This is a genomic window from Chthoniobacterales bacterium (assembly GCA_036569045.1).
Classification (GTDB): domain Bacteria; phylum Verrucomicrobiota; class Verrucomicrobiia; order Chthoniobacterales; family JAATET01; genus JAATET01.
The window spans coordinates 1-25,449 of the sequence record DATCRI010000038.1 but is presented as its reverse complement, the minus strand read 5'-3'; the positions used below and the strand labels follow the sequence as shown (position 1 = coordinate 25,449).

Genomic DNA, 25,449 nt, shown 5'->3' with positions numbered 1-25,449 from the left:
CAGCAAGGATGTCGGCCTGCCCCTCGAGTTCGAGACCACCGCCGACAACCTCTCCCTCGACAACCTCGCCGCTCTCCAGCTCCAGGCCGCCCTTCGCGTGCCGAAGCAGAGCTACGACTTTCCCGACTACCAGATCGAGGTGAAGGACGTCGTGGGCGACCTGCGCTTCTCCTATCCGCCCGAGAAAGGCGAAAAGAACCTCGTCCAGAAGCTCGATATCGCCGCCGTCCGCTGGCGCCAATACCGCGCGGACAAGACGTGGATCGCCGCCACCTTCGACGCCAGCGGCATCAACGGCCTCTTCGGCGGCGAGGCCTACGGCGGCTACCTGAACGGCGGCTTCAGCTTCTTCTTCCAGGACGACTCGCCGTGGATTGGCTGGATCGCCGGCACCGACGTCGACACCAAATCTTTCACCGACATCATTTCTCCGCAGAACTTTCGGCTCACCGGACCGTTAAACTTCGAGATGCAGCTCGACGCCTTCCGCAAGAACATTTCCCGGGTGCGGGGCGTCTTCCATCTCACCAGGCCCGGCCGCCTCACGATCGGCAAGATCGACGACCTCCTCGCAAACCTTCCCGACGGCTGGAGCAGCTTCAAACGCGAGCCCACCCGCGTCGCGCTTGAGACTCTCCGCGATTTCGACTACACCACCGCCGGCGGCGACTTTTGGTTCGTCGACTCCCAGGGCATCCTCACTCTGGATTTGCTCGGGCCCGCCGGCTCGCGCAAGTTCGAGGTCGCCCTCCACGACGGCGAAGAAACTTCCAACCAATGGCAGCTCGGCAAACTCGGCAAAAAATAGGCGCCCCCGCCGCCATCCTCGCCCTTGCATTGCTCGCCGGGTGCAAATCGCTCTCCTTCAATCTCGCCACCAGCGAGCCGATCAAGGTCGACATCGCCATGCGCCTCGACGTCTACCAGCACGCCCCCGAGGGCGGCGCCACGACCACGAAGCCCGGCGCCAGCCCGACGCCCGGATCCAACGCCCCTTCCAGCAAGGCCGCGGACCGCGCGAAGGACCGCCAGGCCGACATCCAGGTCTTCAAGAATTCCCGCCTCGTCGGCGAGGCCCGCGACGGTCTCCTCGTCATCGTCACCGAGCCCGCCGGTGACTACGGCGACTACGTGCGCCGCATCGTCTCGAGTGAGAATGCCAGCCGTATGTCGCAGATGAAGAAACTGGCCGAGCAGCAGAAGCGCCCGCTTCCCGAAGTGCAGAAGGAACAGGCCGCGCTGTGGGCCAATCGCTCGTTCAAGGGCGAGTGGATCGAAACCGCCAAACCCGACGGAACCTACCAATGGTCGCAAAAGCAGGGTTGATCGCCGCTCTCGGCGTCCTCGGCGTCGCCTCCCTCCACGCGGCGCCCGCGTCGAAGACCGCTCCGGCGGCGCTCGATCTGGACTATCGCTCCGCCATCGAGCGCGCCCTCGCCAAGAACTTCCAGATCCAGGTCGAGGCCTACAATCCGAAGATCGCGAAGGCAAATACCCTCAGCGCCTCCGGCCGCTTCGACCCCACGCTCGAAGTCTCCACCACTGCGGACCAAAACCGCCGCGACCTCAGCGCGCTGAATCCCACGTTCGACTCCGGCACGCCCGGCAGCGGCAGCGTCGATCGTTTCGCCAACTCCAGCGGCATCGAGAACAGCGCCACGATTTCCGGTCTCACGCCTTGGGGCATGACCTACAGCATCGGCCCCTCGCTCACGCGGAACACCGCCTCGAACACCCCGATCGACGAAAGCTACGATGCCTTTGTCGGCGGCTCGATCACCCAGCCACTCCTCCGCGGCTTTGGCACCGACGTGAATCTCGCCGCCATCCGCATCGCCCGCACCGACCAGTCGATCTCCGCCTGGGGCCTGCGCCAGCGCGTCATCGACGTCATCACCGATGTCGTCCGCGTCTACAACGACCTCTACTTCGCGATCCGGAATCTCGCCGTCGAGCAGCGCTCCCTCGGACTCGCCCGCCAGACGCTGCACGACAACCAGCGCCGCGCCGAGATCGGCGTCATGTCGCCGCTCGACGTCGTCCAGGCGCAGGCCGACGTCGCCGACCGCGAGGGCCGCGTGCTGCTTGCCGAGCGTTCCGTCGCGGACAATGAAAACTTCCTCAAGCAGCTCGTCACCGATCAGGTGAGCGGTCTCCTGCTCGTCGCCGTGCACATCGCGCCACCGCCATTCGATCTCGACGTGAAGATCGACGAGGCCGCCGATCTTCAACGTTCGTTCGACCTCCGGCCGGACTACCAGCAGGCGCTGCTCGACATCCAGAAGCGCAACATCAACGTCGTCTTCACCCGCAACCAGACGCTGCCCCAGCTCGACCTCGTTGCCAGCCTCGGGCTGAACGGCCTCGACACCAGCATCGGCGGCAGCGTCTCGGAATTGAAGACGCCCAGCAATCTCGCCGCCACCATCGGCGGCGTCTTCAGCCTCCCGATTCCGAATCGCACCGCGGTCGGCAATCTCGAGGTCGCGAAACTCGAGGTCGCCCGCCAGCTCGTCGCCCTGAAACAGCTCGAGCAATCCATCATCGTCCAGGTCGACAACGCCGCCGGGCAGATCGCCACCACGCGCAAGCTCATCGACTCCACGAAGGCCGGCCGCACCTTCGCCGAGCGCACGCTCGAGGCCGCGCAGGGCCGCCTCGCCGCCGGCACCGCCACGACGTTCGAAGTCCTCCAATTCCAGCGCGACCTCGCGACCGCCGAAACGAACGAGGTCGCCGCGCTCACCGGCTACCAGAAGGCCCTCGCCGAATACGCCCGCCTCACCGGCACCACGCTCGAGCGGAACCGCATCCGCCTCGAGTAGCCCTACTCCTCGGCGATCGCCGCCACCTGGCGCGACCACCGGTATTCCTTCGGCAGGGGCGTCCAGCAGCGGCCCCAGTCATAGCCTTCCACTCCGCGGAACCGCTTTTTGTAATCGTAGGTCGACGGCACCGTGTAGGCGTAGCCGAGATAGTGGAACCGCTTGCCGAGCCGCCGCGCCTGCTCGATCTCGAGCAGCAGCGTGAGGTTGCCGAGGCTGCGCCCGCCATGCGCGGGGTCGAACATCGCATAAACGCTCGATGTGGATTCCGCGCTCACGTCGAAGAAACTCACCGCGACCAGCGCATCTCCCAGCCGCATCTCCAGCGCGTAGTTACAGCACGGCACGAGGTCGGGACGGTCCGACAAAAAATCCCGGAGGGATGCCGGCACGTTGTCCGAGAAACGCACGCGGTGGATGTCGAAGAGCCGGTCGTATTCCTCGGAATGCGCGGAGGGCACGATGCGCGACGTCAGGTCCGCATTCCGCCGCAGGATCCGGCGCTGGCTCTTCGTCGCGCAGAAGTCATCGAGTCGCAAGCGCAGCGCAACCACACCGCAGAGCAAGCCCTCGTGGAACGCGAAATTGTATCGGAAAAAATCCGTTCCAAAATGCCGCCAGCCCATCACAAGCCTCGCGTCGAGCATCGCCGGAGTGATCCCCGCCACCTCGCTGCGCTCGAGGATCGGGGTCATCGTTCCGTGCGGGGGAAAGCAGGTCAGATGCGCGGTCATGCTCCACGGTATGCAGCCTCGCACATTTCGCCAGCCAGGTTTGCCAGCCCCCCGGTTCGCCCGGTAGCCTTGCCCGCATGCCGCAACCGGAGCGCGTCTTTCTCGATTGGGCGGAGCCAAACGCCCAGGCCGCCGCTCGCTGGCTGCGCACGCGCGCCGGTGACGCTCTCACCGGAGCTCTCACGGTCGTTCCCACGCAAACCGCCGGCGTCCGCCTGCGAAAGGCCCTCGGTCGCGGCCCCGCGCCCCGCATCGTCACCCCCGCGCAACTGCTTCCGCTCGCCGGCGACGATCTCGCCCATCCCCTCGAGGCGGAGCTCACTCTTGCCGCCGAACTCGCGAGCGCTCGCGCAATCCGCCGGAAGGCGCTGTTCCCGGCCGGCATCCCCGCGCGCAATTTCTCCGAGCGGCTCGCCCTCGCTCGAAATCTTCGCAGCCTGCTGGCGGAGCTCGTGGAAAACGACCTGACCTTTTCCGAAGCCGCCGCGCGCCTTGCTCCCGGCTCCCTCGAGGCGGATCGCTGGACCGACCTGGACCGACTTTTCGCGGATGCAGGGTCGTCGTCCGAACGCGCCGGCCTGCGGGATCGCGAACTCGCCCGGCTCGCTCTCGCCCGCGACCCGGAGTTTCCCGCGGGCACGAGCGAGATCGTCGTTCTCGGCATCGCCGACCTGCAGCCCATCGTCGCAACGGCCTTCGCGCGCGCCGTAGCGCCCGTCACCGTGGTCATTTTCGGCCCGAAGGAGCCAGACGCCTTCGACGCGTGGGGCCGGCCGCACCCGGCGGCATGGACCGATCGCGACCCCGGCTGGCACGATTTCGTTGATCAGGTGCAGCTCGTGGCCCGACCCGACAGCCTCGAACTCGACGTCCGCGAGGTGGATGAGATCGGCCTGCTCGACCGCGAGCTCCTGCCCGGCCTCACCGAGGCCTTCGCGGCCGACGGCCGCCCGCTCCACGATCCCACGGGCGAACCGCTCACCGCGCACTGGTTCGCGCGCACGCTCGGCGAGTTCGCCGCCCTTGTCGAAAGCGCGGACTTCGACCGCACCGTGGACCTCCTCCGTAACGGCGCGGTGCGCGCGTGGCTCGGCGAGCGAGTGTCCGATTTCGACGCTATTCTCCTGGCCGCGGACAATCTCAAGTCCCGGCATTTTCCAGCGACCCTGCGCGCCGCGCGCCCGTGGGTGACTCCCGACCTCCGCGTCGCGCTCGAGCCCATCGAAACCCGGCTCAACGACCTGCGCGCCCGGCCGCTCGAGGCCGCCCGGACCTTGCTTCACGAGCTCGCCGCCGCCTTTACGCCCGGCCTCGAACCCGACGAGCAAAACCGCGCCGAGGCGGCGCTCGAGGCCATGGACGCCGCATTCGAACCTCTGAGGCGCGCGGCGGACACCCACCGGCACCTCTCCGCCGCGGATTGGCTGCACGCTCTCGGGGAAATGTGGGGTGCGTCGAAACTCTATTCCGGGAAACCGACCGACGCCGTCGAGGCCAGCGGCTGGCTCGAGTTGCCGTGGAGCGATTCTCCCCACGTGCTGCTCGCCGGAATGAACCTCGGGAAAGCTCCCGCGCCACTCGTAGGGCTGCTTTTCCTCACCGCATCCACCCGGGCCTCGCTCGGCCTGCCCGGCGCTGCCGAACGCCACGCCCGCGACGCCTATTTCCTGGCTCGGCTGCTCGCACTCCGCCCGCCCGGAGAAGGACGAGTCTCCGCACTCGTCGGGCAGCTCGATGCGGAAGGCTCGCCGCTGCAACCCTCGCCCCTTCTCTTCGCCGGCGCCGGGGATGACCTGCCCGCGCGCGTCGAGCGGCTTTTCGCCGATCTTCGGCCGCCACGGCCCGACCCCGCATGGTCCGCCGACTGGTTGCTCGATCCGCCCGTTGTCGAAATGAAGCGCGTGATCTCCGCGACGGACTTCGAGCGCTACCTCGGCTGTCCGTTCACCTTCTACCTTGGCCGCGTGCTGAAGATGGAGACCTTCGCACCGGCCGATGACGAACTCGATGCCGCGCAGTTCGGCGACCTCCTGCACTTCGCGCTGGAGCACTGGGCCACCGACGAGGCCGCCGCTCGTTCGACGGATCCCGCGTTCATCACCCGGGCGCTTCACGCGCACGTCGCCACGTGGGCGACAGACAATCTCGGACGGCAGCTCTCACTCCCGCTGCGCGCGCAGATCGATTCCGCCCGCAGCCGGCTGGCCGCCTTCGCGAACTGGCAGGCCCGGGATCGGCGCGACGGCTGGCGCATTCACGCGGTGGAAACCAATTTCCAAGCCATTCTCGGCCGCCCGTGGGAGCTGGCCGGCTGGACCATCTCGGGCCGCGTGGATCGACTCGACGAGAACGAGCGCGACGGCCGCTGGCGGGTCGTGGATTACAAGACGTTCGATTCGGCCGACGGCCCTGCGAAGAAGCACCTCCGCGCGTTTCGCTCCGCCGATCGCACCTGGCCGCCGGACTACGCCCGCGTCCCGGAGTCGCCGCAGTGGTGGATCAACCTCCAGCTTCCGCTCTACCGCCAGCTCCTCATCGAGAGCGGCCGCGACCCCGCCAGCGTCTCGTGCGGCTACTTCAACCTGCCGAAGACGATCGCCGAGACGGGCCTCCAGCTCTGGGAGAATCTCGACGACGACCTCCAGGCCTCCGCGCTGGATTGTGCCCGCGGCGTGCTCGCCGATCTCGACCGCCGCCGATTCTGGCCGCCCAACTCCCGGGCCGCCCACGCCGATTTCGCCGAGTTCTTCCCGCCGGATCCCCTCCGTGTGGTCGATCCCGTCGGCGCCTTCGTCCGCTCGTGCACGCCATGATCCAGAACGAAGTCATCCTCGCCTCGGCGGGCACCGGAAAGACCCACGCGCTGACAAGTCGCATTCTCCGCCTGCTCGCGCTCGGCGTGAAGCCGGACACCATCATCGCGCTGACGTTCACCCGCAAGGCGGCAGGCGAATTCGCCAGCACCGTCTTCCGCCGACTGGCCCGCGCCGCGACGGATCCCGGGGGGGCGGCCCGACTGGCCGCGGATCTCGACTGGCCGGACGGCACCACGTCTCGCTTCGCGTCGCTGCTGGCTGACGTCATTCGCAACATGGAGCGCCTCCAGTTTCGCACCTTCGACGCGTTCTTTCAGCGCGTGGTCAGCGCGATGCCCTTCGAGCTTGGGCTACCGGGAGGGGTCCAGATGCTCAGCGAGACCGAGGCGGCCGAGATGCGCGACCGGGTGCTCTCGCGGATGCTTGCCGCGGGTCAGGACACCGGCGCGCAGGATGCCCTGCTCGCGGCCTATCGCGAGGCCACGTGGGGCGTCGAAGAAAAGGGGCTGCGCCGGCGCCTCGAGACATTCATCGACACGAGCCACGCCCATTTTCTCGAGTGTCGCGAGGCGATCCACTGGGGCGAGGTCGCGGGGATCTGGCCCGAGGGCTGCGTGTGGCTCGATCGCATTCCCGATAACCCGGAGGATGCGTCGCAGGTCGAGGCCTGGGCTCAGTCCCGGGACGGCGAGGTTTTCCGCGCGCTGGAGAAGCTCGCGCGCGAGGCTCAGACCTGGGAACCGGGAATGGCCCTGCCCGGCGGTCGCGTCTTCGAGCAGCTCCTCGAACAGCTTGCCGACGATCCCGGCGCCACCGCACTTTCGCTGACCTATCGAAAGAAAGACGTGCTCATCGACGAGGCCATGGTGCCGCCCCTCCGGCGAATGATCGGGCGCTTGATCGGCGAGTCGCTGCGCCGCCATCTCCGCGTGACGGTCGGCATCCGGCGCGTGCTGGAGCCCTTCGACGAGGCCTATCACAACGAGGTCCGCCTGTCCGGCCGGCTCGCCTTCGCCGACGTGCTCGAGATGTTGCGCGCGGTGCCGGCTCTCGAATGGCAATCGCGACTCGACGCCCGGATCGATCACTGGCTCTTCGACGAGTTTCAGGACACCAGCCTCCAGCAATGGGGCGTCGTCGAGAACCTCGTGGACGAGGTGCTCCAGGATGATTCCGGCCGACGTAGCGCGTTCTTCGTCGGCGATCCGAAACAGTCGATCTATCGCTGGCGCGGCGGCGAGCATCGGTTGCTCGAGCGCATCCTCGACTTTTACCGGAACGGGATTCACGAGCGCGCGCTGGTGAAGTCCTATCGCTCCGATCCCGCCGTAATCGAGCTCGTGAATCGCTACGGAAACGTGGCGGCAGATCTCGGAAACGGCCTGCCCCCGGAGATCGTTTCCGAATGGCAGCGCTTCTGGATGCTTCACGAGTCTGCCGCACCTCATCGCAAAGGGCACGCCACCGTGCGACTGCTTGAAAAGGAGGACGAGCTGCCGGACCGCGTGCTGGCTGAGATCCGACGCATCGACCCCATCGGGCGCGGGCTCACCTGCGCCATCCTCACTCGCGACAACTCCGCTGCGCGTGAACTCGCCGCCGCCCTCCGTGAACGCGGCTTTCTCCAGGTCGCCGCGGAGACCGACGAACAGATCGCCATCGACGCACCGGTCAATCGCACGTTGCTCGCCCTCATCGCGGCCATCGCGCATCCCGGGGACTCCGCTGCGCGCCTGGTCGTGGAGATGTCGCCGCTGCGCGCCTTGCTCGATGCGGACGGCTGGCCCGCGCTGCGCTCGTGGTTCTTCATCCGCCTCACCGCAACCGGTCTCGAGGCCGCGCTGCGGGCGATCATCGCCCGGCTCCCGGATGGCGGGCCGGAGGATGCCTTCAGCCGCCAGCGCCTGCACCTGCTGCTGGAGCTCGCGCGCCAGCACGATGTCAGCGGGCGGGACGGTCTCGACGGCTTCCTCACCCTCACGGCCACGCACGGTCGCCGCCAGACGGCCTCCACCGCCAACGTGCAAATTCTCACGATCCATCGCTCGAAGGGCCTCGGGTTCGACATCGTGTTCCTTCCGGTTTTCGACAACGCCCGGATGGACAGCGTTCCGCGGCAGGCCTTCCTGAGCTGGCGGGGAGAGCCTCTCACCACGGAATGGCTGCTGCACCGCCCGTCCTCCGCCATCGCGGGGATGGATCCCGTCCTTCATCGCGCGCAGCGGCAGCAAGTGAACGACGCCGCCTACGATGCGCTCTGCGTCTGGTATGTCGGCCTCACCCGCGCAAAGCATGCCCTGCACGTCTTTACCCTTCCGCCCGGGAAATCCGGCGGCCCGTCGCCCGTCGCCCTGCTGCATCGCGCTCTGGGAAGGATCGAGCCGCCCGCGGACGACCTGCTCTGGGAAGCCGGCGACGCTGCGTGGTTCCGCGACGGCGGCTCTCAGAAATAGAACGGCACGCCGCGCTCGCGGAAATCACGCTTCTGCTCGCCGAGATATTTGTCGCCCAGTTTTTCGAAACCGCCGGCAGCCTTGTAATCGCGGAGGAACGCGTTCACCTGTTCACGCAGCTCGTCGTCTCCAAGCCGGAGTCCGATCGCCCAGTTCTCGCGCTGCACCGGCTCGAGCACGGCCTGCAGCGCCTCCGGATGCTGCTTCCCATTCTGCCAGACCGACATCTGGTCGTAGAGAAAGGCGTCGGTCCGACCCTGCATGACCTCCAGCACCGCGGACGATTCCTTTTCGACCGCCAGAACGCGCGCCGTCCCGAGGTGCGCTCTCGCCCAGACCTCTCCCGTCGTTCCCTGCCGCACCACGAGCGTGCGCCCTGGCTGATCCAGCTCCGCCGCCGATCGAATCGGCGAATTTTTTCCCACGAGCAACGCCAGGCCGATCGTGAGATAGGGATCGGAAAACGCGATGGATTTTCGCCGCTCGGGAGTATCCGTCATCGAGGAAATCACGACGTCCACGCGGCGCGATTTGAGAGCCGGCACGAGTCCCACGAACGGAATGTTCTCGATGCGCACGGGCCGATGAAGGAATTCCCCCAGCGCTTTCGCGAGATCGACGCTCACGCCCATCGGCTGCCCGGCTCTGTCGATCGTCTCGAATGGCGGATAGCTCAGGTCCATCCCCACCACGAGAGCGTTGTCCGCCGGTTTCGATCCACATCCCGCCAATCCGGCGAGAAGGAAAAATGCGGCGATCGCGGAGAGGAAGGGCAATGTCTTCATGGCGTCAGATCACAAAAAAAACGCCCTTCCTCGATAACTCGCGGAAGGGCGTTTTGAAAGGTGATCGATCTGCTTAGTTGATCGTGTCGGTGGTGTAGCCATCTCCCTTGGGGAAGATGTTCGTGCTCGCGGCGTCGGTGACGCGCTTGTAGACACCGCCGCTGCCACCCTTGGCGAAGACCACGAAGCCCTTGTTGCCGTAGGGCGAGGTCTTGGCGTTGAGCGTGTTGCCACTCCAGTTCCGCGTCACGACGAGCGGCTGGTCGGAAGGCGACTGCTCGCTGACCTGGAAGAACTTGAAGGCGATGTTGTTCGCGCCGAAGTTGCTCAGCGAAGCACCCGGAGCGACGCCCGGAGCGGTGAGGAGCTTACGAAGATCGTTGACGCTGAGGTAGTTGTTCGTCGTGAGCGCCTGGAAGTAGGTTGCCAGCGAGGCGGGCGTCGGCTGATCGCCGCTCGTGGAAGCCACCATCGTCCACTGGAGGCCGTCACCCGAGTTCGCCGTGTCGAGCGACATCATCTGGGTGGCGATTTGAAGTTGGCGGGCGTTATTCAACGTGCCCGTCATCTGCCCCGAAACGAGGGCATTCTGAATGGCCGGAATCGCGAGGGTCGCAAGAATGCCGATGATGGAAATAACGACAAGCAGCTCGATGAGGGTGAACGCTGAGTTTTTGCGGGCAATTTTCATTTATCTGGAATGGGAGTGAGTTAATTACGCATTCACGCCTCTGAGCGTCAATGGATTTTGAGGCGGGATTTCGAAACCTTGGATCATCCGCAGTGTTTAAATGCGATGACGGCGAGGGGCGGTAAATCGACGAGAATCGAGTAGGGTTTGCCCTGCCAGGAAATTTCGTCGGCATGGCGACCGCCGTAGTTCCCGACGTTACTGCCGCCGTAGGCTTCGGCATCGCTGTTGAGGACTTCCTCATACCAGCCAGGGGCATTGACGCCGAGGCGGTATTGCTTGCGGACCACGGGCGTGGCGTTCACGGCGACGGCGATCGTCGCTCCGGAGCTGGCCTTGCGCATGAACGACCACGTCGTGTTGTCGGCGTCGTTGAAATCGATCCACTCGTAGCCCTCGTAGGAGTCGTCGTGCTCCCAGAAGGCGGGCTCGCTCGTGTAGAGCCAGTTGAGATGCTGGACGAGGCGCGTCAACCCGGCGTGCGGGCGGTATTGGGTAAGGTGCCAGTCGAGGCTGCGGCCGTGGTTCCATTCGGACCACTGGCCGAACTCGATGCCCTGGAAAATCAGCTTCTTGCCCGGATGCGCCCACATCCACGCGAGGAACATGCGGAGATTCGCGAATTTCTGCCAATCGTCCCCGGGCATCTTGGTCATCATCGAGCCCTTGCCGTGCACGACCTCGTCGTGGCTGAGCACGAGGATGAAATGCTCGGTGAACGCGTAAAGCATCGAGAACGTGATGTCGCCCTGATGGTGACGGCGATAGATGGGATCCTTCGCGATGTAACGCAGCGAGTCGTTCATCCAGCCCATGTTCCACTTGAACCCGAAGCCGAGGCCGCCGAGGTAGGTCGGCTTGGAAACGCCGCCCCAGGAGGTCGACTCCTCGGCGATCGTCATGATACCGGGGTGGCGGCTGTAGCAGACCTCGTTGAATTTCTTGAGGAAGTTGATCGCGTCGAGATGCTCGCGCCCGCCGAAGCAATTCGGCACCCACTCGCCGGCCTTGCGCGAGTAGTCGAGATAGATCATCGAGGCGACGGCGTCCACGCGAAGACCGTCGAGGTGGTATTCATCGAGCCAGAAGAGGGCGTTGCCGATGAGGAAATTGCAGACTTCGTTGCTCGCGTAGTTGAAGACGAGGGTGCCCCATTCCTTGTGCTCGCCGATTCGCCAGTCGGGGTGCTCGTAAAGACAGGTGCCGTCGAACTTCGCGAGGCCGTGAGCGTCCTTCGGAAAGTGGCCGGGCACCCAGTCGAGAATGACGCCGATGCCGGCCTGGTGACATTTGTCGACGAACGCGCGGAAGTCATCCGGATTCCCAAAACGGCTCGTCGGCGCATAGTAGTTGACGACCTGGTAGCCCCAGGAGCCGTCGAACGGATGCTCCGAGACGGGCATGAGCTCGATGTGCGTGAATCCCATTTCCTTCACGTAGGGAATGAGGCGCTCGCTCAGCTCGTGATAGCTGAGGGGACGGTCGCCTTCCTCCCAAACGCGCTGCCAGGAGCCGAGATGCACCTCGTAGATGCTCATCGGTGAGTGGATCGCGTCGCGCTCGGCGCGGGCGGCCATCCATTCGTCGTCGGACCACGTGTAGCGATTGATGTCGAAGACGATGCAGCCGGTCTGCGTGCCGTGCTGGGCGTAGAGCGCCATGGGATCCGTCTTCAGGAAGACTTCGCCGTGCGGCCCGCGAATCTCGAATTTGTAATGCGAACCCTCGGGCGCCTCCGGGATGAAGATTTCCCAGATGCCGGCCGGCACCATCTTGCGCATCGGGTGCACGCGGCCGTCCCAGTGATTGAAATCGCCGACGACGCTCACTCGCTGGGCATTCGGCGCCCAGACCGAAAAGTGCACGCCGCGCACGCCTTCGAGCTCGATCATGTGCGCACCGATCTTCTTGTAGATGTCGTAGTGCGTGCCCTCGTTGAAGAGGTAGATATCGATGTCGCCGAGCACCGGCGGGAACGCGTAGGGATCGAGCTGCGACCACGTCTCCCCGTTGTGGCCAACGTATTCGCAGCGGTAGCTCAGCGGCGCCGGTTCCTTGCCGAGTTCGGCTTCGAAGACGCCGTGGTGATCCTTCTTCGCGAGCGCCCAGCTCCGGCCGGTGCCACCTTCCTCGACGATCTTCACCTCTGCCGCATCCGGGCGAAAAACGCGGACGACGGTCGATTCATTCGGGCTTCGAAAACCGAGAAGTCGGAACGGATCGCAATGGCGGGCTTCAATGAGGGGGTAGTAATCGTCGTCGGAGAGAAGCGTGGGATTCATTGGGAGAGAGCGCCTTGTGATTCTTTGCGGAAAACTCCGGTTTGCCCATCGAAAATACGTGGGCGTTTGATCGCGACCCGGGCTGCACTGTAATCGCGGCGGCTGGCGGTCCCGCGTGCATGCCCCTCGATCCGCCGGCGGAATTTCGAAAAATTTTCCGAAACTCCCGCCGGCTCGAGGTTCGGGACGCGTTAGCGCTCGCTGAGCGGAACGACCGTCTTGCCGGGCTCCGGGCCGACGTATTCGCTGAGCGGCCGGTAGAGACGATTGTCGGAAAGCTGCTCGAGGACGTGCGCCGTCCAGCCCGAGGTGCGGGCGACCGCGAAAATCGGCGTGAACATGTCGGTCGGGATGCCGAGCGAGTAGTAGACCGTGGCGGAATAGAAATCGACGTTGGCGTTGAGGCCTTTCTTCTCCTTCATGATGGCGGCGATGCGCTCGCTCATGTGGATCCACTTGGGCTCGCCGAGCTCGTTGCTGAGCTTCACCGCCATCGTGCGGAGGTGCGGCGCGCGGGGATCGAGCACCTTGTAAACGCGGTGGCCGATCCCCATGATTTTCTTCTTCTGGGCGAGGGCATCCTCGACCCAGGCGTCGACCTTGTCCTCGTCACCGATCTCCTGGAGCATGTGGATCACGCCTTCGTTCGCACCGCCGTGGAGCGGGCCCTTGAGCGTGCCGATGGCCGAGGTGATGGCGGAGTAGATGTCGCTGAGCGTCGCGATCGTCACGCGAGCGGAGAACGTCGATGCGTTCATGCCGTGGTCCGCGTGGAGCACGTAGGCGATGTCGAGCGTGTCGGTCGCGTCCTGCGAAGGCGTTTCGCCGTTGAGGAGGTAAAGAAAATGGCCCGCTTCACTGAGATCCGTGCGGACGGGCGGCAGGTCGAGCCCCTGGCGCGAACGGTGGAAATACGCAGCGATCACGCCGACCTTGGCGGTGATGCTGGCGGCACGATGGCGGTTCTTCGCCGCGTCCTGATCGTCGCCGGGGCTCTCGTCGAAGAGGCCGAGCATGGAAACGCCCGTGCGAATCACATCCATGGGATTCGCCGTCTTCGGAACGGACTTGATGAAATCGATGACCCCCTGAGGCAGCTCGCGCAGGCTGGCGAGTTCCTTCTTCAGGGCGTCGAGTTCGGCCTGGTTCGGCAGATGCCCGGTCCAGAGAAGGTGGACGATTTCTTCGTAGGAGACCTTCCCGGCGAGTTCGTTGATGTTGTAACCGGCGTAGATGAGCACCCCTTCCGCGCCACGCACATCACTGAGGGTGGTGGAGTTTGCGACGATTCCTTCGAGTCCTTTGGCGATAACGGGCATATGCTTTTTACGTTTGAGGGTGGTCCGGTTGCAGTCTGAGCACGTTACATGCTCAGACTGCGTTGAGAATGTAATTTGAGGAGAGCTTTACGCCAAGAAGGGCATGAAGTTTTGAAGAAAATTTCTTCGTGGCTTCATGCCCTCCGTTGGTGCGGGAAAAGATTTCGCTCAGCGCTTCAGGCGGGCGATCAACGTGTCGGCCATCTCGGCGGGCGTCGGAGAAACGGCGATGCCGGCATCTTCCAGCGCAGCGATCTTGGCCGCCGCGGTGCCTTTGCCACCGCTGACGATCGCGCCGGCGTGGCCCATGCGGCGTCCGGGAGGCGCGGTCGCGCCGGCGATGAACGCGGCGATCGGCTTCTTGCAGTTTTCCTTGGCCCACGCGGCCGCCTCTTCCTCGGCGGTGCCGCCGATCTCACCGATCATGATGATCGACTCGGTCTCGGGGTCTTCGTTGAACATTTTGAGCACGTCGAGGTGCGAGGTGCCGTTGACGGGATCGCCACCAATGCCGACGCAGGTGCTCTGGCCGTAGCCCCGGGTGGTGAGCTGCCAGACGGCTTCGTAGGTGAGGGTGCCGGAACGGGAAACCACGCCGACGTTGCCTTTCTTGTGAATGTAGCCGGGGGCGATGCCGATGCGGCAGCCGCCGTGCGAACCTTCGCCCGTGCCGGGAGTCACGAGACCGGGGCAGTTCGGGCCGATGAGGCGGGTCTTCGAGCCCTTCATGGCGTGCTTGACCTTCACCATGTCGTTCACCGGGATGCCCTCGGTGATGCAGACGACGAGATCGAGGCCGGCATCGACGCCTTCAAGAATCGCGTCGGCGGCGAAGGGTGGCGGAACGAAGATCGCGGAAACGGTCGCGCCGGTCTGGGCGACGGCTTCGACGACGGTGTCGAAGATCGGCACCTTGTCGGAGAAGAGCTGTCCGCCCTTGCCGGGCGTGACGCCGGCGACGAGCTGGCTGCCGTAGTCGAGGCTGAGCTGGGCGTGACGGGCGCCGAAGCTACCGGTGATGCCTTGAACGAGGATTTTGGTCTCGGGTGTAACGAGGATGGCCATGTCAGTGAGGCGTAGAGGTATGAAATCAGGCGGCGGCTTTGACGGCGGCGACAATTTTCTTCGCGGCGTCGAGAATATCGTCCCCGGAGATGAGGGTGAGCCCGCTTTCGGCGAGCGTCTTCTTGCCGGCAGCGACGTTGTTGCCTTCGAGGCGGACGACGAGCGGAATGGAAAGGTGCGTCTCGCGGGCGGCCTCGACGATGCCCGTGGCGATGATGTTGCAGTCCATGATGCCGCCGAAGATGTTGACGAGGATGCCCTTCACGTTGGCGTCGCCGAGGATGATCCGGAACGCCGCCGTGACCTGCTCCTTGCTGGCGCCACCGCCCACGTCGAGGAAGTTCGCCGGCGTGCCGCCCGCGTATTGAATGATGTCCATCGTGGCCATCGCGAGGCCGGCGCCGTTCACGAGGCACGCGATGTCGCCATCGAGGCCGATGTAATTAAGGCCATACTCGGAGGCCGCGACTTCGCGGGGATCCTCCTCCGCGACGTCTCGCAGGGCGACGATCTCGGGGTGGCGGTAAAGGGCGTTGTCGTCGAAGCCGAACTTCGCGTCGAGCGCGAGCACGTCGCCCGTCTTCGTGATCACAAGCGGGTTCACCTCGACCATCGAGCAATCGGTGGCAATGAAGAGCTTGTAGAGCGCCTGGAAGATCTTGGCGGCCTTCGGCATCTGCGCCGAGGTGAAGCCGAGCTGCTTCGCGATCTTGCGGGCCTGGTAGGCCTGGAGGCCGAGGGTGGGGTCGACGGGCTCGCGGAGGATCTTCTCCGGCGTTTCTTCGGCGACCGTCTCGATATCCACACCGCCTTCGGTGCTGGCGATGATGATCGGGCCCGAAATGGCGCGATCCACGAGAATGGCGAAGTAGAATTCCTTTTCAATGTCGACGCTCTCGGCGATGAGAACGGTGTTCACCACGCGGCCATCGGGGCCGGTCTGGTGCGTGACGAGGGTCTGCCCGAGCATCTTGCCGGCGATCTCCTCGGCGGCCTCGGCGCTCTCGACGAGCTGGACGCCACCCTTGAAGCCGTTGGTGAAAGTGCCCTTGCCACGGCCGCCGGCATGGATCTGCGCCTTCACGACGAGATTGCTGACTCCGAGCCTGGCGGCGGCCTCCTTCGCCTCGGCGGCGGTGGTGGCGGGGAAACCCTTCGGCGTGGCGACGCCGTATTTTTCAAAAAGTTGTTTGGCCTGAAATTCGTGGATGTTCATTCGTCGTGCGGCTGACCTCGCGAGTCGCGTGACGCGCCTTTCGAGGTATTGCGAGTCACCCGCTTACCCATTCAATTTCGACTTGGCAAGGGCTGAGCGGAAATTCCCGCGGGAGCGTCCGAACGATCTCCCAATGTGTCGCCGAGCGCTGCGGCGAACGCCCCGGGAGAGTGAAACCCGTGCTCGGAATGCAGGGCACGCCGCAGGAGGAGGTTCGTTTCGGCCGGCAAATCGCGCATGGGAACGAATGTCTGATCGCTGTTGCCGGCGAGGGAGCCTCCAAACATTTCATAGGCCAGCCCCGCCAGCGCCGTGACGAAATCCGCTCCCGTGCGGCGGTGAAACCGAACCTCGGCGGGCAGGCGGGGCGCCACGTGGGAGAGATTGAGGGCGTTGAACTTCGGCAGCAACCCGCCGCCGGGCCCCGGGACGAGGGTGATCCATCGTGCGGCCAGAGTCGGGCAAGGGGCGCCGGCGCGCTGCACGGCATCGAGACCGCCGGCGAGCGCCGTGAGCAGATGCCAGGCATCGCCGACGGACATTCCGCGGCGAAGGAGCTCGAGGAGCGGCGTTCCTTCGATCCACTCCCGGGAAATCCAGCAATGCGGTGGCGCCCACTCGATGGAATGCACAGGAACCACCGCCGGATGCCGGATCGCCTGCAGGGCGTTCACCGCATTTTCCAGCCGCGTGTAGGCGTCGCTCGTCGGCAGAAGATCCCGATCGAGCACGAGCACCGCCACGATCTCGCCGGTCTCGAGATTGCGGGCGCGAAAGGTGCGGCCAAACTCTCCGGGAGCGTATTCTTCAAGCAACGCGAAACGCCCCGCGAGGATCGAGCCCGGCACGAGGGTCTGCATTTCGGACTCCTCGACGACGTCGGTCATCGTTTCCCCCTCGCCGTCGAGCACGGGCGCTCCGCCAGCGACGCCCGTCTTCGCTGCCGCGATCTCCTCGAGGCAGCGCCGGATTTCCTGACGGAGAACGGCCGGCGACGCGGGGCGATCCGCCGGATCCTTCGCCATCATGCGCTCGACGAGATTTGCCACGGCCTCCGGTTGACCCACCAGGCCGTCTCGCGAGGGCGCGGCGCGCAGGTGCTGGCTCATCACCTGCGCGAGCGAGCCGGTGAAGGGCGTGCGGCCGGTGAGCGCGAAGTAGAGCGTGGCGCCGAGACTGTAAATGTCGCTCCGCGGGTCGAGCTCGCGTTCCTCGAGCTGCTCCGGGCTGGCAAAATGCGGCGTGCCAAGGAATCCCGCGTGCGTGAGCGTCGAGGCATCCGCGTCGCCCGCCTCGTCGGCGGCATGTTTCGCGAGGCCGAAATCGATGAGCTTCGTGGCGCCGGTGCTTCGCTCGAGCATGATGTTCGACGGTTTGATGTCGCGATGGACGAGGCCCCGCGCGGCCGCCGCGGCCAGGGCATCCGCAACCTGCGCGGCAATTTCCAGGGCCCGGGGCGTCGGAAGCGCACCCTCGCGTTGGAGGAGCGCCAGCAGCGTCTCACCGTCGATGAATTCCATCGCGTAGAAGCACACGCCGTCCTGCTCGCCCTGCTGAAACACGCGGGCGACATTGGGGTGATCGACCTCGCCGGCGACCCGGGCCTCGCGAATGAACCGCCGCCGCGACATCTCGCGTCCCAGCCGGTCGGCGTTGATCACCTTCAGCGCAACGAGCGCGCCATTCCGCGAGTCCCGCGCCTGATAGGTGATTCCCATCGCGCCCCGGCCGAGTTCCACCGCGGAGCCATCGTCCCGGCGCTGCACCTCGTAGTTTCCAAACCGGGCCGGCTCCCCCATCTCGGGCTAGAGTTCTTCGTTCGGATCCGGCGTGGGCGACGGCGACGGCGACGGCGACGGCGAAGGGGAGCTCTCCGCGCGAGGCTCGTAGCTGAGGTCGCCATGGCCCTCGCCCTCCAGACGGACCTTCTGGTCGACGGTGAGGCCGAGCTCGTCGGTCTCCGTGTCCGACCCGACGCGGGAATAGCCATTGTCCCGGAAAGTGACCACGGGACGGTGATCGCCATCGGTGGCGATCTCGATCCGGCGATCGGAAACCCCGTCGAACTCGCCTTCGTCGAGAATCTCCACCGTCGGCAGATCCTTGTCGTCCGGATTCGTCTCGGTGGTGGTATCGGTCCCGTCGGTTTCCGCGGGCTCGATCGCGTTGTTCACCCCTGCGACCGTCCATTCGATGAAGCCGCTGCCATCGGGCTTGAGCTCCTGCTCGATGTCTCCGTCGATGACGTTGCGCGAGAAGCTGATCGTCTCGCCCGCAATCAGCAGTCGCTCGCTCCAGCCCGTGTAGGTGCCGCCGGAGACCCAGAGTTTCTCCCAGACGCGGCCGCGCACGCCATTCTCCGCGCTCCATTCCGAGTAGGTTTCCACACGATAAACCCGCCCCCGATTTGTGGTGACGCTTATCTTTCCGGTGGCCGGCTGGCGCTGGTAGCTCGGGACGCCATCGCCGACGACGTGGCCGGCCTCGCTGATGCCCTCCACCTCGATATCGCCCGTGAGATCGGCGGTGAGCCGATCCTCCGCGCGGACCACCGCCATCGAGAGACCCAGCAGGGCGACAACAAAAAAGGAAGGCTTCATCGAGAAAAAGGGGGGGGCTCAAACATCGCCAGTCGGGTGTTTTTCCGCGGGCATCCTCCCGGCATTCGCCGGGAAGCTGCGGAGGCAAATTTTGCCGATTCCGGAGCTTTCGCCATGGCGAATCGAGCGGCGTTTGTGCATGTTGCAAGGAACGGTCCGGACGTTTATACAGGCGCCACTTCGGCGTGGCAAGACGACGCGCCGCCACCTTCTCCCACGTGAAATTTTCCGCCTTCACCCTCAATATGCAGTTCGGCCAGGCCTGGGATCCGACCGATCCGGATCGGGCCCCGATTCGGATCGAGGACTCGATCTCGTTCATCCGGGAAGCGGACACCGACGTCATTTTTCTGCAGGAAGTCGAGCAGGCGCGGCCGGGCGGCGAGCAGGTGCAGCCGCCGCCCAATTTCACCCGCCTCGAGGAGGCCTTGCACGGCTACCACGGCGTGTTTGCCTACCCGCGCGTAAACCCCGACGAGCTGCCCTTCGGCGTGGCGCTGGCCATTTTCGCCCGCGCGCCGCTGGTCGATTTCGTCTCGGTGGATCTGCCGCCGGCACCCATCGCATTCGAGTTCGAAGGCCGCATGGTGGAACCTTCGTATCGGCAGCTCATCGGCGCGAAGATGCGCGTGGCGGGCCGCACGGTGCAGCTTTTCAACACGCACCTGCAGGCGTTTTTCATGATCAACGGCGCCAGCAACGAGCACCCCGAGCAACGCGCGATCGTCGAGGCCGCGCTGCGCGAGTCCGAGATTCCCACCCTGCTCGCCGGCGACTTCAACTGCGCGCCGGGCGAAGGCCTCGTCGAGCAGTTCCGCGACGCCGGCTACCGCACCGCGCAGAATACCGAGCCCACCTGGCGCCGCCGGCCCTACGTGATGGACCACCTCTTCTACAACTCCGGCCTCAAGGTCGAGCACGTCGACGTGATTCCCACGCTCGTCTCGGATCACCACGGCGTGCGCGCCGATCTCCGCCTCGCCGGCGCAGCCTGATTTTATCGCCGTGCGCCTCGTCAGCTGGAACGTCAACGGCATCCGCGCCGTGCAGAACAAGGGCTTCGGCGACTGGCTCGAAAAGGACGGGGCCGACATCGTCTGCCTGCAGGAAACGAAGGCCCGGCCCGACCAGCTCACGCACATCGAGTGGCGCGGCAGCTACGAGCGCATCTGGAACGCCGCCGAGCGGCCCGGCTACTCCGGCACCGCGATCTTTGCGAAGACGCCGCCACTCGCCGTCACCTGCGGCATCGGCCACGAGGAGCACGACCGCGAAGGCCGCGTGATCACCGCGGAGTTTCCCGCGTTCCATCTCGTGAACGTCTACGTGCCGAACTCGAAGCGCGACCTCTCCCGGCTGCCCTACCGCCAGGCCTGGGACCGCGATTTCCTCGGGTATTTGAAAGGCCTCGAGCAGACGAAGCCTGTCGTCTGGTGCGGCGATCTCAACGTCGCCCATACACCGCTCGACCTCGCCCGGCCCAAGGGCAACGAGAACACGCACGGCTTCACGAAGGAGGAACGCGCCGGGTTCGATGCCTTCGTCGCGGCCGGCTTCATCGACACGTTTCGCGAGTTTCAAAAGGACGGCGGCCACTACTCGTGGTGGAGCCAGATGGGGTCCGCCCGCGCGCGGAACGTCGGTTGGCGCATCGATTACTTTTTGATCTCCCCGGCACTTCGTCCTGCACTACGCGCCGCCGCGATCCATCCGGACGTGTTCGGAAGCGATCACTGCCCCGTGAGCATTGATCTCGACCTCGCGGCAGCCTCATAGTGTCCGCCACATGAACATGCCCGCTCTCTCGATCATTTTCGGTTTCGTGCTGTCCGCCCTCGGCGGCGCCTTCTTCATCGCAACCGGCTCCATTCACAAGACAGCCCTCATTCCGACCTACCTCGGGATCGTCATCTTCCTTTGCGGCGCCGCCGCCATCGCCGTGCCGAAACTCCGCATGCACGTCATGCACGTCGCGGCGCTGCTGGGTCTCATCGGCACCGCCGGCGGCCTCGGAATGAGCCTGAAAAGCTTCCCGAAACTGATGGCCGGCAACCCGCCGCAGATCGAGCAGCTCGCGATGGGCGTGATCAGTCTCGTTTTCGTCGCGCTGTGCGTGAAGTCGTTCATCGACGCCCGCCGCGCGCGAAAGGCCGCCAACTAGGCCCGTCCTTCGTTTGACCAGGCCGTGCGCGAGGCGCGGCCTACGGCGCCGTGTATTTGATGACCACCTTTTTGGTCGGTGAGGATTTGCCCGTCGTGGGATCTGTCGAGCGAATCAGGATCACGTTCTTGCCGGGCAGCAGCTTGAGCTTGAGTTTGTTGCCCTTCGCCTTCACGAACGGTCCCTTGTTGAGCGAATACTCGAGGTAGGCTCCGCCCGTCGGCGCGGCAAGATTCACGGTGGCCTTCGGCTTCGTGACCTTTTTCGCAACCTTTCCGATCGTGGCCGGGGTCGCGGGAGCCTCCGGCTCGGGAGGCGCCGGCGGATCGACCGGCGGATCGGAAGGAGGCGTTGGCGTCGGGGTGGGCACGTAGCCGAGATCCTTGAGGAAGGCGACGTCGAGCTGCGTGATCAGGCGGCGCTCGCCCTTGCCGATGCTCGGGGTCATCACCGCTTCCTGGGCGACGCCCCCTTCCACCGTCGTGCTCATGGTTCCCGGCATGATGTGCGCACCGTCTGTCGTCTGATCCGGCGTGCCCTCGTTGTAATATCGATGGATCAATCCGGCGCCATTGCCTTTCAGCGCGATGACGTTCGGGCCGGTCCAGTCGGTTCCGTTGGACGTCATCGAATTCCAGGCGAAGGAATTCCCCAGGCCGAGACTGTGCATCATCTCGTGCAGCATCACGGTGTAGAAATCGTATTCCCCGGCGCCGGGCGGCGTCTGCCAGTCGAAATGCCAGCTCTCGTTCACGTCGAACGTGAGAAATCCGGCAATCGGCCCGAAGCTCACCGTGTAGTTCACGGTCTGAGCCCCGATCGTCACCTGGTCGTCAACCGAGTTGATCTTCGGCCCGGCGACGCGGGAAAGGGCATCGTTCGAAATGACGACCGCTTTCTGAAGAGCCGCGACGATTTCCGCATCGGAGGTGCCCTCGGCATCGAGCTGGTAGGACATGCTCACCGGGGCGCCGGCGCCGAGGGTCTGTCCATCACCCGTGATGGCGGTCGTGGCTCCGGCGAAGACCTTAAAGACGCCGTCAGCAAAGGGAAACGTCGGAAGCGTAATCTGCTGCGACAAATTCGAGGGATTCCGCGTCATGAGGTCCCAGTCGAAGGTCGCGCTGGCTGTTCCCTGATGCCCCGTGAACTTATCCGTCGTGATGGCGCCGAGCGAGGTCGTCAGTGCGGCGGTGAGGTCGCTGGCGGCCTTTTCCATCGTGGCCTTGGCCTGCGGATTACCGTCAAAATAGCCCGCGGCGTAGGTTTCATCGATGGTGATCGTGAGCGCGGAGGCGTGCGCCACCACGCCGAGAAAAGCGAGAGCCCTCAGGATTTGCCGCATAGGAGGAACCTTGTTATGCAACCGATTGACCGGAAGTCAACCATTCCGCCTCCGTTTTCCCCTTGCCGAATCCGGCCTTGCCCGCTCCGATGACCCGCCATGGACCCTATTTCCGGCGCCACCCTGCTCTCCGCGCTCCGCTGGCGCTATGCCACCAAGCAATTCGATCCCGCGAAGAAGATCCCCGCCGAGACGTGGGCCGCGCTCGAGGACGCTCTCGTGCTCGCACCGTCATCCTTCGGCCTTCAGCCATGGAAATTCCTCGTGATCACCGACCAGGCCGTCAAGGAATCCCTCGTCGGCCTTTCCTGGGGACAGCGTCAGCTCGCCGACGCCTCGCACGTCGTCGTTTTCACCGTGAAGCACCCCATCGACGCGACGGATGTCCGCCGGCACATCGAGCGCACCGCCGAAGTGCAGGGGACCCCGGTCGAGAGCCTCGCCGGTTTTGAAAAGGTCGTTGCCGGATTCGTGGAGAATCCCCCCTTTGGCCTCGAGATTCGCTCCTGGTCCACGCGCCAGGTCTACATTGCCCTGGGACAATTCATGTCCGCCGCCGCCCTGCTGGGAATCGACACCTGCCCGATGGAAGGCCTCGACCCCGCCGCCTACGACAAGGCGCTCGGCCTCGAAGGCACCGGCTATTTCACCGTCGCCGCCTGTCCGGCCGGCTACCGCTCCGCCGAAGACAAATCCGCCGCCCGCGCGAAGGTCCGCTTCACCCGGGAAGCCGTCATCACCCACATCTAGTTTATCATGAATCCCTTTGCCAAAGTCCTCATTCCTCTCGCCGTCGTCATCGTCGTGGCCGTGGCCCTGCTCGGCAGCCTCTTCGTCGTCGTCGAGGCAGGCCACGTCGGCGTCGTGAAGCGCTTCGGGGCGATCGAAATGGCGCCACTCGCGGAAGGCCTGCACTTCAAGCGGCCCTTCGTGGACCAGGTCGAGCAGATCGACGTGCGCCTCGTTCCCATCAACGCAAAGGCCACCGCCGCCTCGAAGGATCTCCAGACCGTCTCCACGGAGGTCAATGTCGCCTACTCGCTCATCGGCCCGCTCGTGCCGCTGGTTTACCAGCGCATTGGCAACACCTACGGCGTCGCCGCGGCCATCGTGGAGCCCGCGATTCAGGAATCCGTGAAGGCCGTGACCGCCCAATACACCGCCGAAGAGCTCGTCACCAAGCGCGCCGTCGTCAAACAGGCCATCCAGCAGGCCATCACCACCTTCATCGACAATACGCTCAAGGAGAAGGAAATCGGCAACGCCGTGCAGCTCGCCAACGTCGCCATCACCGACTTCGCCTTCAGCGGCGAGTTCAATCGCGCCATCGAGTCGAAAGTGAAAGCCGAGCAGGAAGCCCTGCGCGCCAAGAACGAGAAGCTCATGCGCGTGACCCAGGCGGAGGCCTCCGCCGCCGAAACCAAACTCGCCGCCGAAGCCTCCGCCTACAGCACCGAAGTCCAGTCGAAGGCCCGCGCCGACGCCATCAAGCGCGAGGCCGAGGCCCTGCGCTCGAGTCCGGAGATCATCCAGCTCCGCTCCGTCGAAAAATGGGACGGCGTGTTGCCGCGCATTCAGGGCGGCGGCGTCCTTCCCTTCCTGAACGTCGGCGGCCTCGCCGAACCGGAAACAAAGCCCGCCGGCAACTAACGTCGCGTCACTCGATCCCCGATTGGAGTTCCGTCCGGTTCTCGGCGGACTCCGGCGCGACCCAGTGGACATAGACCTCGCGCCACGAGCCCGCGCAGCGGTGCTCGCTTTTTTCAACCGCGGCGCCGAGTTGCGCCCAGGCGTCCTTGATGCCGGACATCGGTCCCACGTATTCCGTCCACAGGCACCGGTAGGCCGGCGCCTTCCAAAAATAGGCGGGCGCCTTCGCAGGAAACTCGCTCGCGACGGGAATCCCGATCACAAGTTTGCTTTTACCCTCGGGGCCATTCCACTGCGGGCAGAGAAATTGCAGGTCGCCCGCGGGATGCTGCCCGGCTTTCCCAAGCGCCTCGTAGAGCGGCCCGATGGCCCGCATCGCGAAATCGGGAATTTCCGCCTGCGTCACGGCTTCATCCACGCAGAAAAACAACGTCTCCGGCACGGTCTTGACGGCGAAGTCCATGGATTTTTGTTCCTCTTTTTTCGGCGCGCACGAAAGCCCAAAAATCGAAGCCGCCAAAAGTAACGCCACGTTTCTCAACTTCTGCTGCCGGCGAAGGCGGCGAATCCAAAGCAGCCCAAGCAGGATCGGGCCGAAGACTGCCGCCTGCGCCCACCAGCCGTGGTCCGCAATCCATCCGGCCACCTGCATGAGGCCATGGTCGTGGAAAAACGCCTTCGCCGCCGCGTCGTTCGCGTGCGGCGCCGAGACGTGGCGGCCGAGACCGTAGAGGCCCGCCCAGGCCTGTCCGCCGAACGCCGCAAGCGCACCCCAGGCCGCGCCACCGATCGCAATCCATCCCAGTGCGATCCCGCCCATCACCACGCCCCCGATCGCGAGGCCCGAGAACGAGAAAAGCCCGATCCCGATTCCGCCCAGCGTGAAAATACCAATCGAAACCCCGCCCAGGGAAATGCCGCCGACCGCGATGCCGCCGAAGGCCAGCAGCGGCGCGACCGCGATATTTCCGTAGGCGATCCAGCCCTTCGCGACGGACGCCGGGGACCCGCCAAGGCGCACATGGAGCAAGGGCAATCCCAGGAATTCCCCACGGCTGCGATATTCGAAGGAACAGTCCGCAGTCTCCGCGGCATCCGCGCCGCGCTTGACCCGCTCCTCCGCGCGGATGCGCAGAAGCGCGCGATTATTCAGGATTCCGAAACCGAGTCCCATTGCGGTGAACAGCAAAATGTCCGCCGCCATCAGGGCGATCCACAGCGTCGGCCTCGTGGCCAGCAGCGGCCTTCCCCACAAGAGCAGCGCCATCAAGGCCGCCATGAAGACGACGATCGTGCCAGCCGTCCACCAGGCGACGCCGACGATGAAGCGGCGCTCGCGCGCCGACTCCGCGTGATCCAGCGAGCATTTCATTCCGAACCACGCTCCGGCGAGACCGGCAAACATCCCGCCGAGCACGCCGGAAAGGCCGGTCATCGCGACGGCGCCCGTGCCCTTGGCCAGAGCGAGCCCGGTGCCCGCGGCCTGCGCGGTCGAGCTGAGCGCGGG

The 25,449-nt window shown here is 65.1% G+C and carries 21 protein-coding genes; 10 read left to right on the top strand and 11 right to left on the bottom strand.

Annotated features, from left to right (window positions below):
- From VIM61_07630 to VIM61_07620, 3 genes are all read left to right on the top strand, one after another.
- Positions 1 to 808, top strand: an 808-nt coding sequence (locus VIM61_07630; GenBank protein HEY8900266.1) for a hypothetical protein, incomplete at its 5' end; no start/stop codon positions are given.
- Entirely contained in the window at positions 778 to 1,326 is a 549-nt protein-coding gene (locus VIM61_07625) for a DUF1318 domain-containing protein (GenBank protein ID HEY8900265.1), read from the top strand. The genes VIM61_07630 and VIM61_07625, both read left to right, overlap by 31 nt.
- The gene (locus VIM61_07620; protein HEY8900264.1) at positions 1,305 to 2,825 is read left to right on the top strand and encodes a TolC family protein; all 1,521 of its coding nucleotides are present in this window, start codon (positions 1,305 to 1,307) and stop codon (positions 2,823 to 2,825) included. Before VIM61_07625 ends, VIM61_07620 begins: the two co-directional genes overlap by 22 nt.
- 2 nt (positions 2,826 to 2,827) lie before the next feature.
- Here the strand turns inward: VIM61_07620 and VIM61_07615 are convergent, their stop codons facing one another.
- Entirely contained in the window at positions 2,828 to 3,559 is a 732-nt protein-coding gene (locus VIM61_07615) for a hypothetical protein (protein HEY8900263.1), read from the bottom strand.
- Between the two features lie 77 nt (positions 3,560 to 3,636).
- Here VIM61_07615 and VIM61_07610 point away from each other — a divergent pair, with 77 nt between their 5' ends.
- Positions 3,637 to 6,372, top strand: a complete 2,736-nt coding sequence (locus VIM61_07610; GenBank protein ID HEY8900262.1) for a PD-(D/E)XK nuclease family protein — start codon at positions 3,637 to 3,639, stop codon at positions 6,370 to 6,372.
- A complete protein-coding gene (locus VIM61_07605) occupies positions 6,369 to 8,828 on the top strand; it encodes a UvrD-helicase domain-containing protein (protein ID HEY8900261.1) in 2,460 nt (819 codons plus the stop codon). Before VIM61_07610 ends, VIM61_07605 begins: the two co-directional genes overlap by 4 nt.
- On the opposite strand, the gene VIM61_07600 is transcribed toward VIM61_07605, so the two are convergent.
- The 8 genes from VIM61_07600 to VIM61_07565 all read right to left on the bottom strand — a co-directional run bounded on the left by VIM61_07600 (position 8,819) and on the right by VIM61_07565 (position 18,786).
- Positions 8,819 to 9,613 (bottom strand): transporter substrate-binding domain-containing protein, encoded by a 795-nt coding sequence (locus tag VIM61_07600; GenBank protein ID HEY8900260.1) that lies wholly within the window; start codon positions 9,611 to 9,613, stop codon positions 8,819 to 8,821. The two genes, VIM61_07605 and VIM61_07600, sit on opposite strands and share 10 nt — an antisense overlap.
- 73 nt (positions 9,614 to 9,686) lie before the next feature.
- The gene (locus VIM61_07595; protein ID HEY8900259.1) at positions 9,687 to 10,304 is read right to left on the bottom strand and encodes a type II secretion system protein; all 618 of its coding nucleotides are present in this window, start codon (positions 10,302 to 10,304) and stop codon (positions 9,687 to 9,689) included.
- An 83-nt stretch (positions 10,305 to 10,387) separates the two neighbouring features.
- Positions 10,388 to 12,586, bottom strand: a complete 2,199-nt coding sequence (glgB, locus tag VIM61_07590) for a 1,4-alpha-glucan branching protein GlgB (GenBank protein ID HEY8900258.1) — start codon at positions 12,584 to 12,586, stop codon at positions 10,388 to 10,390.
- A 191-nt stretch (positions 12,587 to 12,777) separates the two neighbouring features.
- A complete protein-coding gene (locus VIM61_07585) occupies positions 12,778 to 13,905 on the bottom strand; it encodes a citrate/2-methylcitrate synthase (GenBank protein HEY8900257.1) in 1,128 nt (375 codons plus the stop codon).
- 168 nt (positions 13,906 to 14,073) lie between these two features.
- A complete protein-coding gene (gene sucD, locus VIM61_07580; GenBank protein HEY8900256.1) occupies positions 14,074 to 14,970 on the bottom strand; it encodes a succinate--CoA ligase subunit alpha in 897 nt (298 codons plus the stop codon).
- Positions 14,971 to 14,995: 25 nt separating this feature from the next.
- Positions 14,996 to 16,186 carry an ADP-forming succinate--CoA ligase subunit beta gene (gene sucC / locus VIM61_07575; GenBank protein HEY8900255.1) on the bottom strand — a complete coding sequence of 397 codons (1,191 nt, stop codon included), beginning with the start codon at positions 16,184 to 16,186 and terminating at the stop codon, positions 14,996 to 14,998.
- A 71-nt stretch (positions 16,187 to 16,257) separates the two neighbouring features.
- The gene (locus VIM61_07570) at positions 16,258 to 17,985 is read right to left on the bottom strand and encodes a protein kinase (protein HEY8900254.1); all 1,728 of its coding nucleotides are present in this window, start codon (positions 17,983 to 17,985) and stop codon (positions 16,258 to 16,260) included.
- 6 nt (positions 17,986 to 17,991) lie between these two features.
- Positions 17,992 to 18,786 (bottom strand): hypothetical protein, encoded by a 795-nt coding sequence (locus VIM61_07565; protein HEY8900253.1) that lies wholly within the window; start codon positions 18,784 to 18,786, stop codon positions 17,992 to 17,994.
- Positions 18,787 to 19,004: 218 nt separating this feature from the next.
- Between VIM61_07565 and VIM61_07560 the strand changes: the two genes are divergently transcribed.
- The 3 genes from VIM61_07560 to VIM61_07550 are packed head-to-tail and all read left to right on the top strand — an operon-like array spanning position 19,005 to position 20,947.
- Positions 19,005 to 19,781, top strand: a complete 777-nt coding sequence (locus VIM61_07560; GenBank protein HEY8900252.1) for an endonuclease/exonuclease/phosphatase family protein — start codon at positions 19,005 to 19,007, stop codon at positions 19,779 to 19,781.
- 10 nt (positions 19,782 to 19,791) lie between these two features.
- Complete coding sequence (locus VIM61_07555) at positions 19,792 to 20,562, top strand: exodeoxyribonuclease III (GenBank protein HEY8900251.1); 771 nt, start codon at positions 19,792 to 19,794, stop codon at positions 20,560 to 20,562.
- Between the two features lie 10 nt (positions 20,563 to 20,572).
- A complete protein-coding gene (locus VIM61_07550) occupies positions 20,573 to 20,947 on the top strand; it encodes a hypothetical protein (GenBank protein HEY8900250.1) in 375 nt (124 codons plus the stop codon).
- Between the two features lie 40 nt (positions 20,948 to 20,987).
- Here the strand turns inward: VIM61_07550 and VIM61_07545 are convergent, their stop codons facing one another.
- A complete protein-coding gene (locus tag VIM61_07545) occupies positions 20,988 to 22,292 on the bottom strand; it encodes a matrixin family metalloprotease (GenBank protein ID HEY8900249.1) in 1,305 nt (434 codons plus the stop codon).
- 99 nt (positions 22,293 to 22,391) lie between these two features.
- Here VIM61_07545 and VIM61_07540 point away from each other — a divergent pair, with 99 nt between their 5' ends.
- Both VIM61_07540 and VIM61_07535 read left to right on the top strand, forming a co-directional pair.
- The gene (locus VIM61_07540; protein ID HEY8900248.1) at positions 22,392 to 23,042 is read left to right on the top strand and encodes an NAD(P)H-dependent oxidoreductase; all 651 of its coding nucleotides are present in this window, start codon (positions 22,392 to 22,394) and stop codon (positions 23,040 to 23,042) included.
- Positions 23,043 to 23,048: 6 nt separating this feature from the next.
- Positions 23,049 to 23,942: a prohibitin family protein gene (locus tag VIM61_07535; GenBank protein HEY8900247.1), complete on the top strand. Its 894-nt coding sequence runs from the start codon at positions 23,049 to 23,051 to the stop codon at positions 23,940 to 23,942.
- A 7-nt stretch (positions 23,943 to 23,949) separates the two neighbouring features.
- On the opposite strand, the gene VIM61_07530 is transcribed toward VIM61_07535, so the two are convergent.
- The coding region (locus VIM61_07530) for a GyrI-like domain-containing protein (GenBank protein ID HEY8900246.1) at positions 23,950 to 25,449 on the bottom strand (1,500 nt) is incomplete at its 5' end.

Bases quoted from the DNA above. Each gene is read 5' to 3' on its own strand.
- VIM61_07625 (HEY8900265.1), top strand. From the start codon at position 778: ATGGCAGCTCGGCAAACTCGGCAAAAAATAGGCGCCCCCGCCGCCATC.
- VIM61_07620 (HEY8900264.1), top strand. From the start codon at position 1,305: ATGGTCGCAAAAGCAGGGTTGATCGCCGCTCTCGGCGTCCTCGGCGTC.
- VIM61_07615 (HEY8900263.1), bottom strand. From the start codon at position 3,559: ATGACCGCGCATCTGACCTGCTTTCCCCCGCACGGAACGATGACCCCG.
- VIM61_07610 (HEY8900262.1), top strand. From the start codon at position 3,637: ATGCCGCAACCGGAGCGCGTCTTTCTCGATTGGGCGGAGCCAAACGCC.
- VIM61_07605 (HEY8900261.1), top strand. From the start codon at position 6,369: ATGATCCAGAACGAAGTCATCCTCGCCTCGGCGGGCACCGGAAAGACC.
- VIM61_07600 (HEY8900260.1), bottom strand. From the start codon at position 9,613: ATGAAGACATTGCCCTTCCTCTCCGCGATCGCCGCATTTTTCCTTCTC.
- VIM61_07595 (HEY8900259.1), bottom strand. From the start codon at position 10,304: ATGAAAATTGCCCGCAAAAACTCAGCGTTCACCCTCATCGAGCTGCTT.
- glgB (HEY8900258.1), bottom strand. From the start codon at position 12,586: ATGAATCCCACGCTTCTCTCCGACGACGATTACTACCCCCTCATTGAA.
- VIM61_07585 (HEY8900257.1), bottom strand. From the start codon at position 13,905: ATGCCCGTTATCGCCAAAGGACTCGAAGGAATCGTCGCAAACTCCACC.
- sucD (HEY8900256.1), bottom strand. From the start codon at position 14,970: ATGGCCATCCTCGTTACACCCGAGACCAAAATCCTCGTTCAAGGCATC.
- sucC (HEY8900255.1), bottom strand. From the start codon at position 16,186: ATGAACATCCACGAATTTCAGGCCAAACAACTTTTTGAAAAATACGGC.
- VIM61_07570 (HEY8900254.1), bottom strand. From the start codon at position 17,985: ATGGGGGAGCCGGCCCGGTTTGGAAACTACGAGGTGCAGCGCCGGGAC.
- VIM61_07565 (HEY8900253.1), bottom strand. From the start codon at position 18,786: ATGAAGCCTTCCTTTTTTGTTGTCGCCCTGCTGGGTCTCTCGATGGCG.
- VIM61_07550 (HEY8900250.1), top strand. From the start codon at position 20,573: ATGAACATGCCCGCTCTCTCGATCATTTTCGGTTTCGTGCTGTCCGCC.
- VIM61_07545 (HEY8900249.1), bottom strand. From the start codon at position 22,292: ATGCGGCAAATCCTGAGGGCTCTCGCTTTTCTCGGCGTGGTGGCGCAC.
- VIM61_07540 (HEY8900248.1), top strand. From the start codon at position 22,392: ATGGACCCTATTTCCGGCGCCACCCTGCTCTCCGCGCTCCGCTGGCGC.
- VIM61_07535 (HEY8900247.1), top strand. From the start codon at position 23,049: ATGAATCCCTTTGCCAAAGTCCTCATTCCTCTCGCCGTCGTCATCGTC.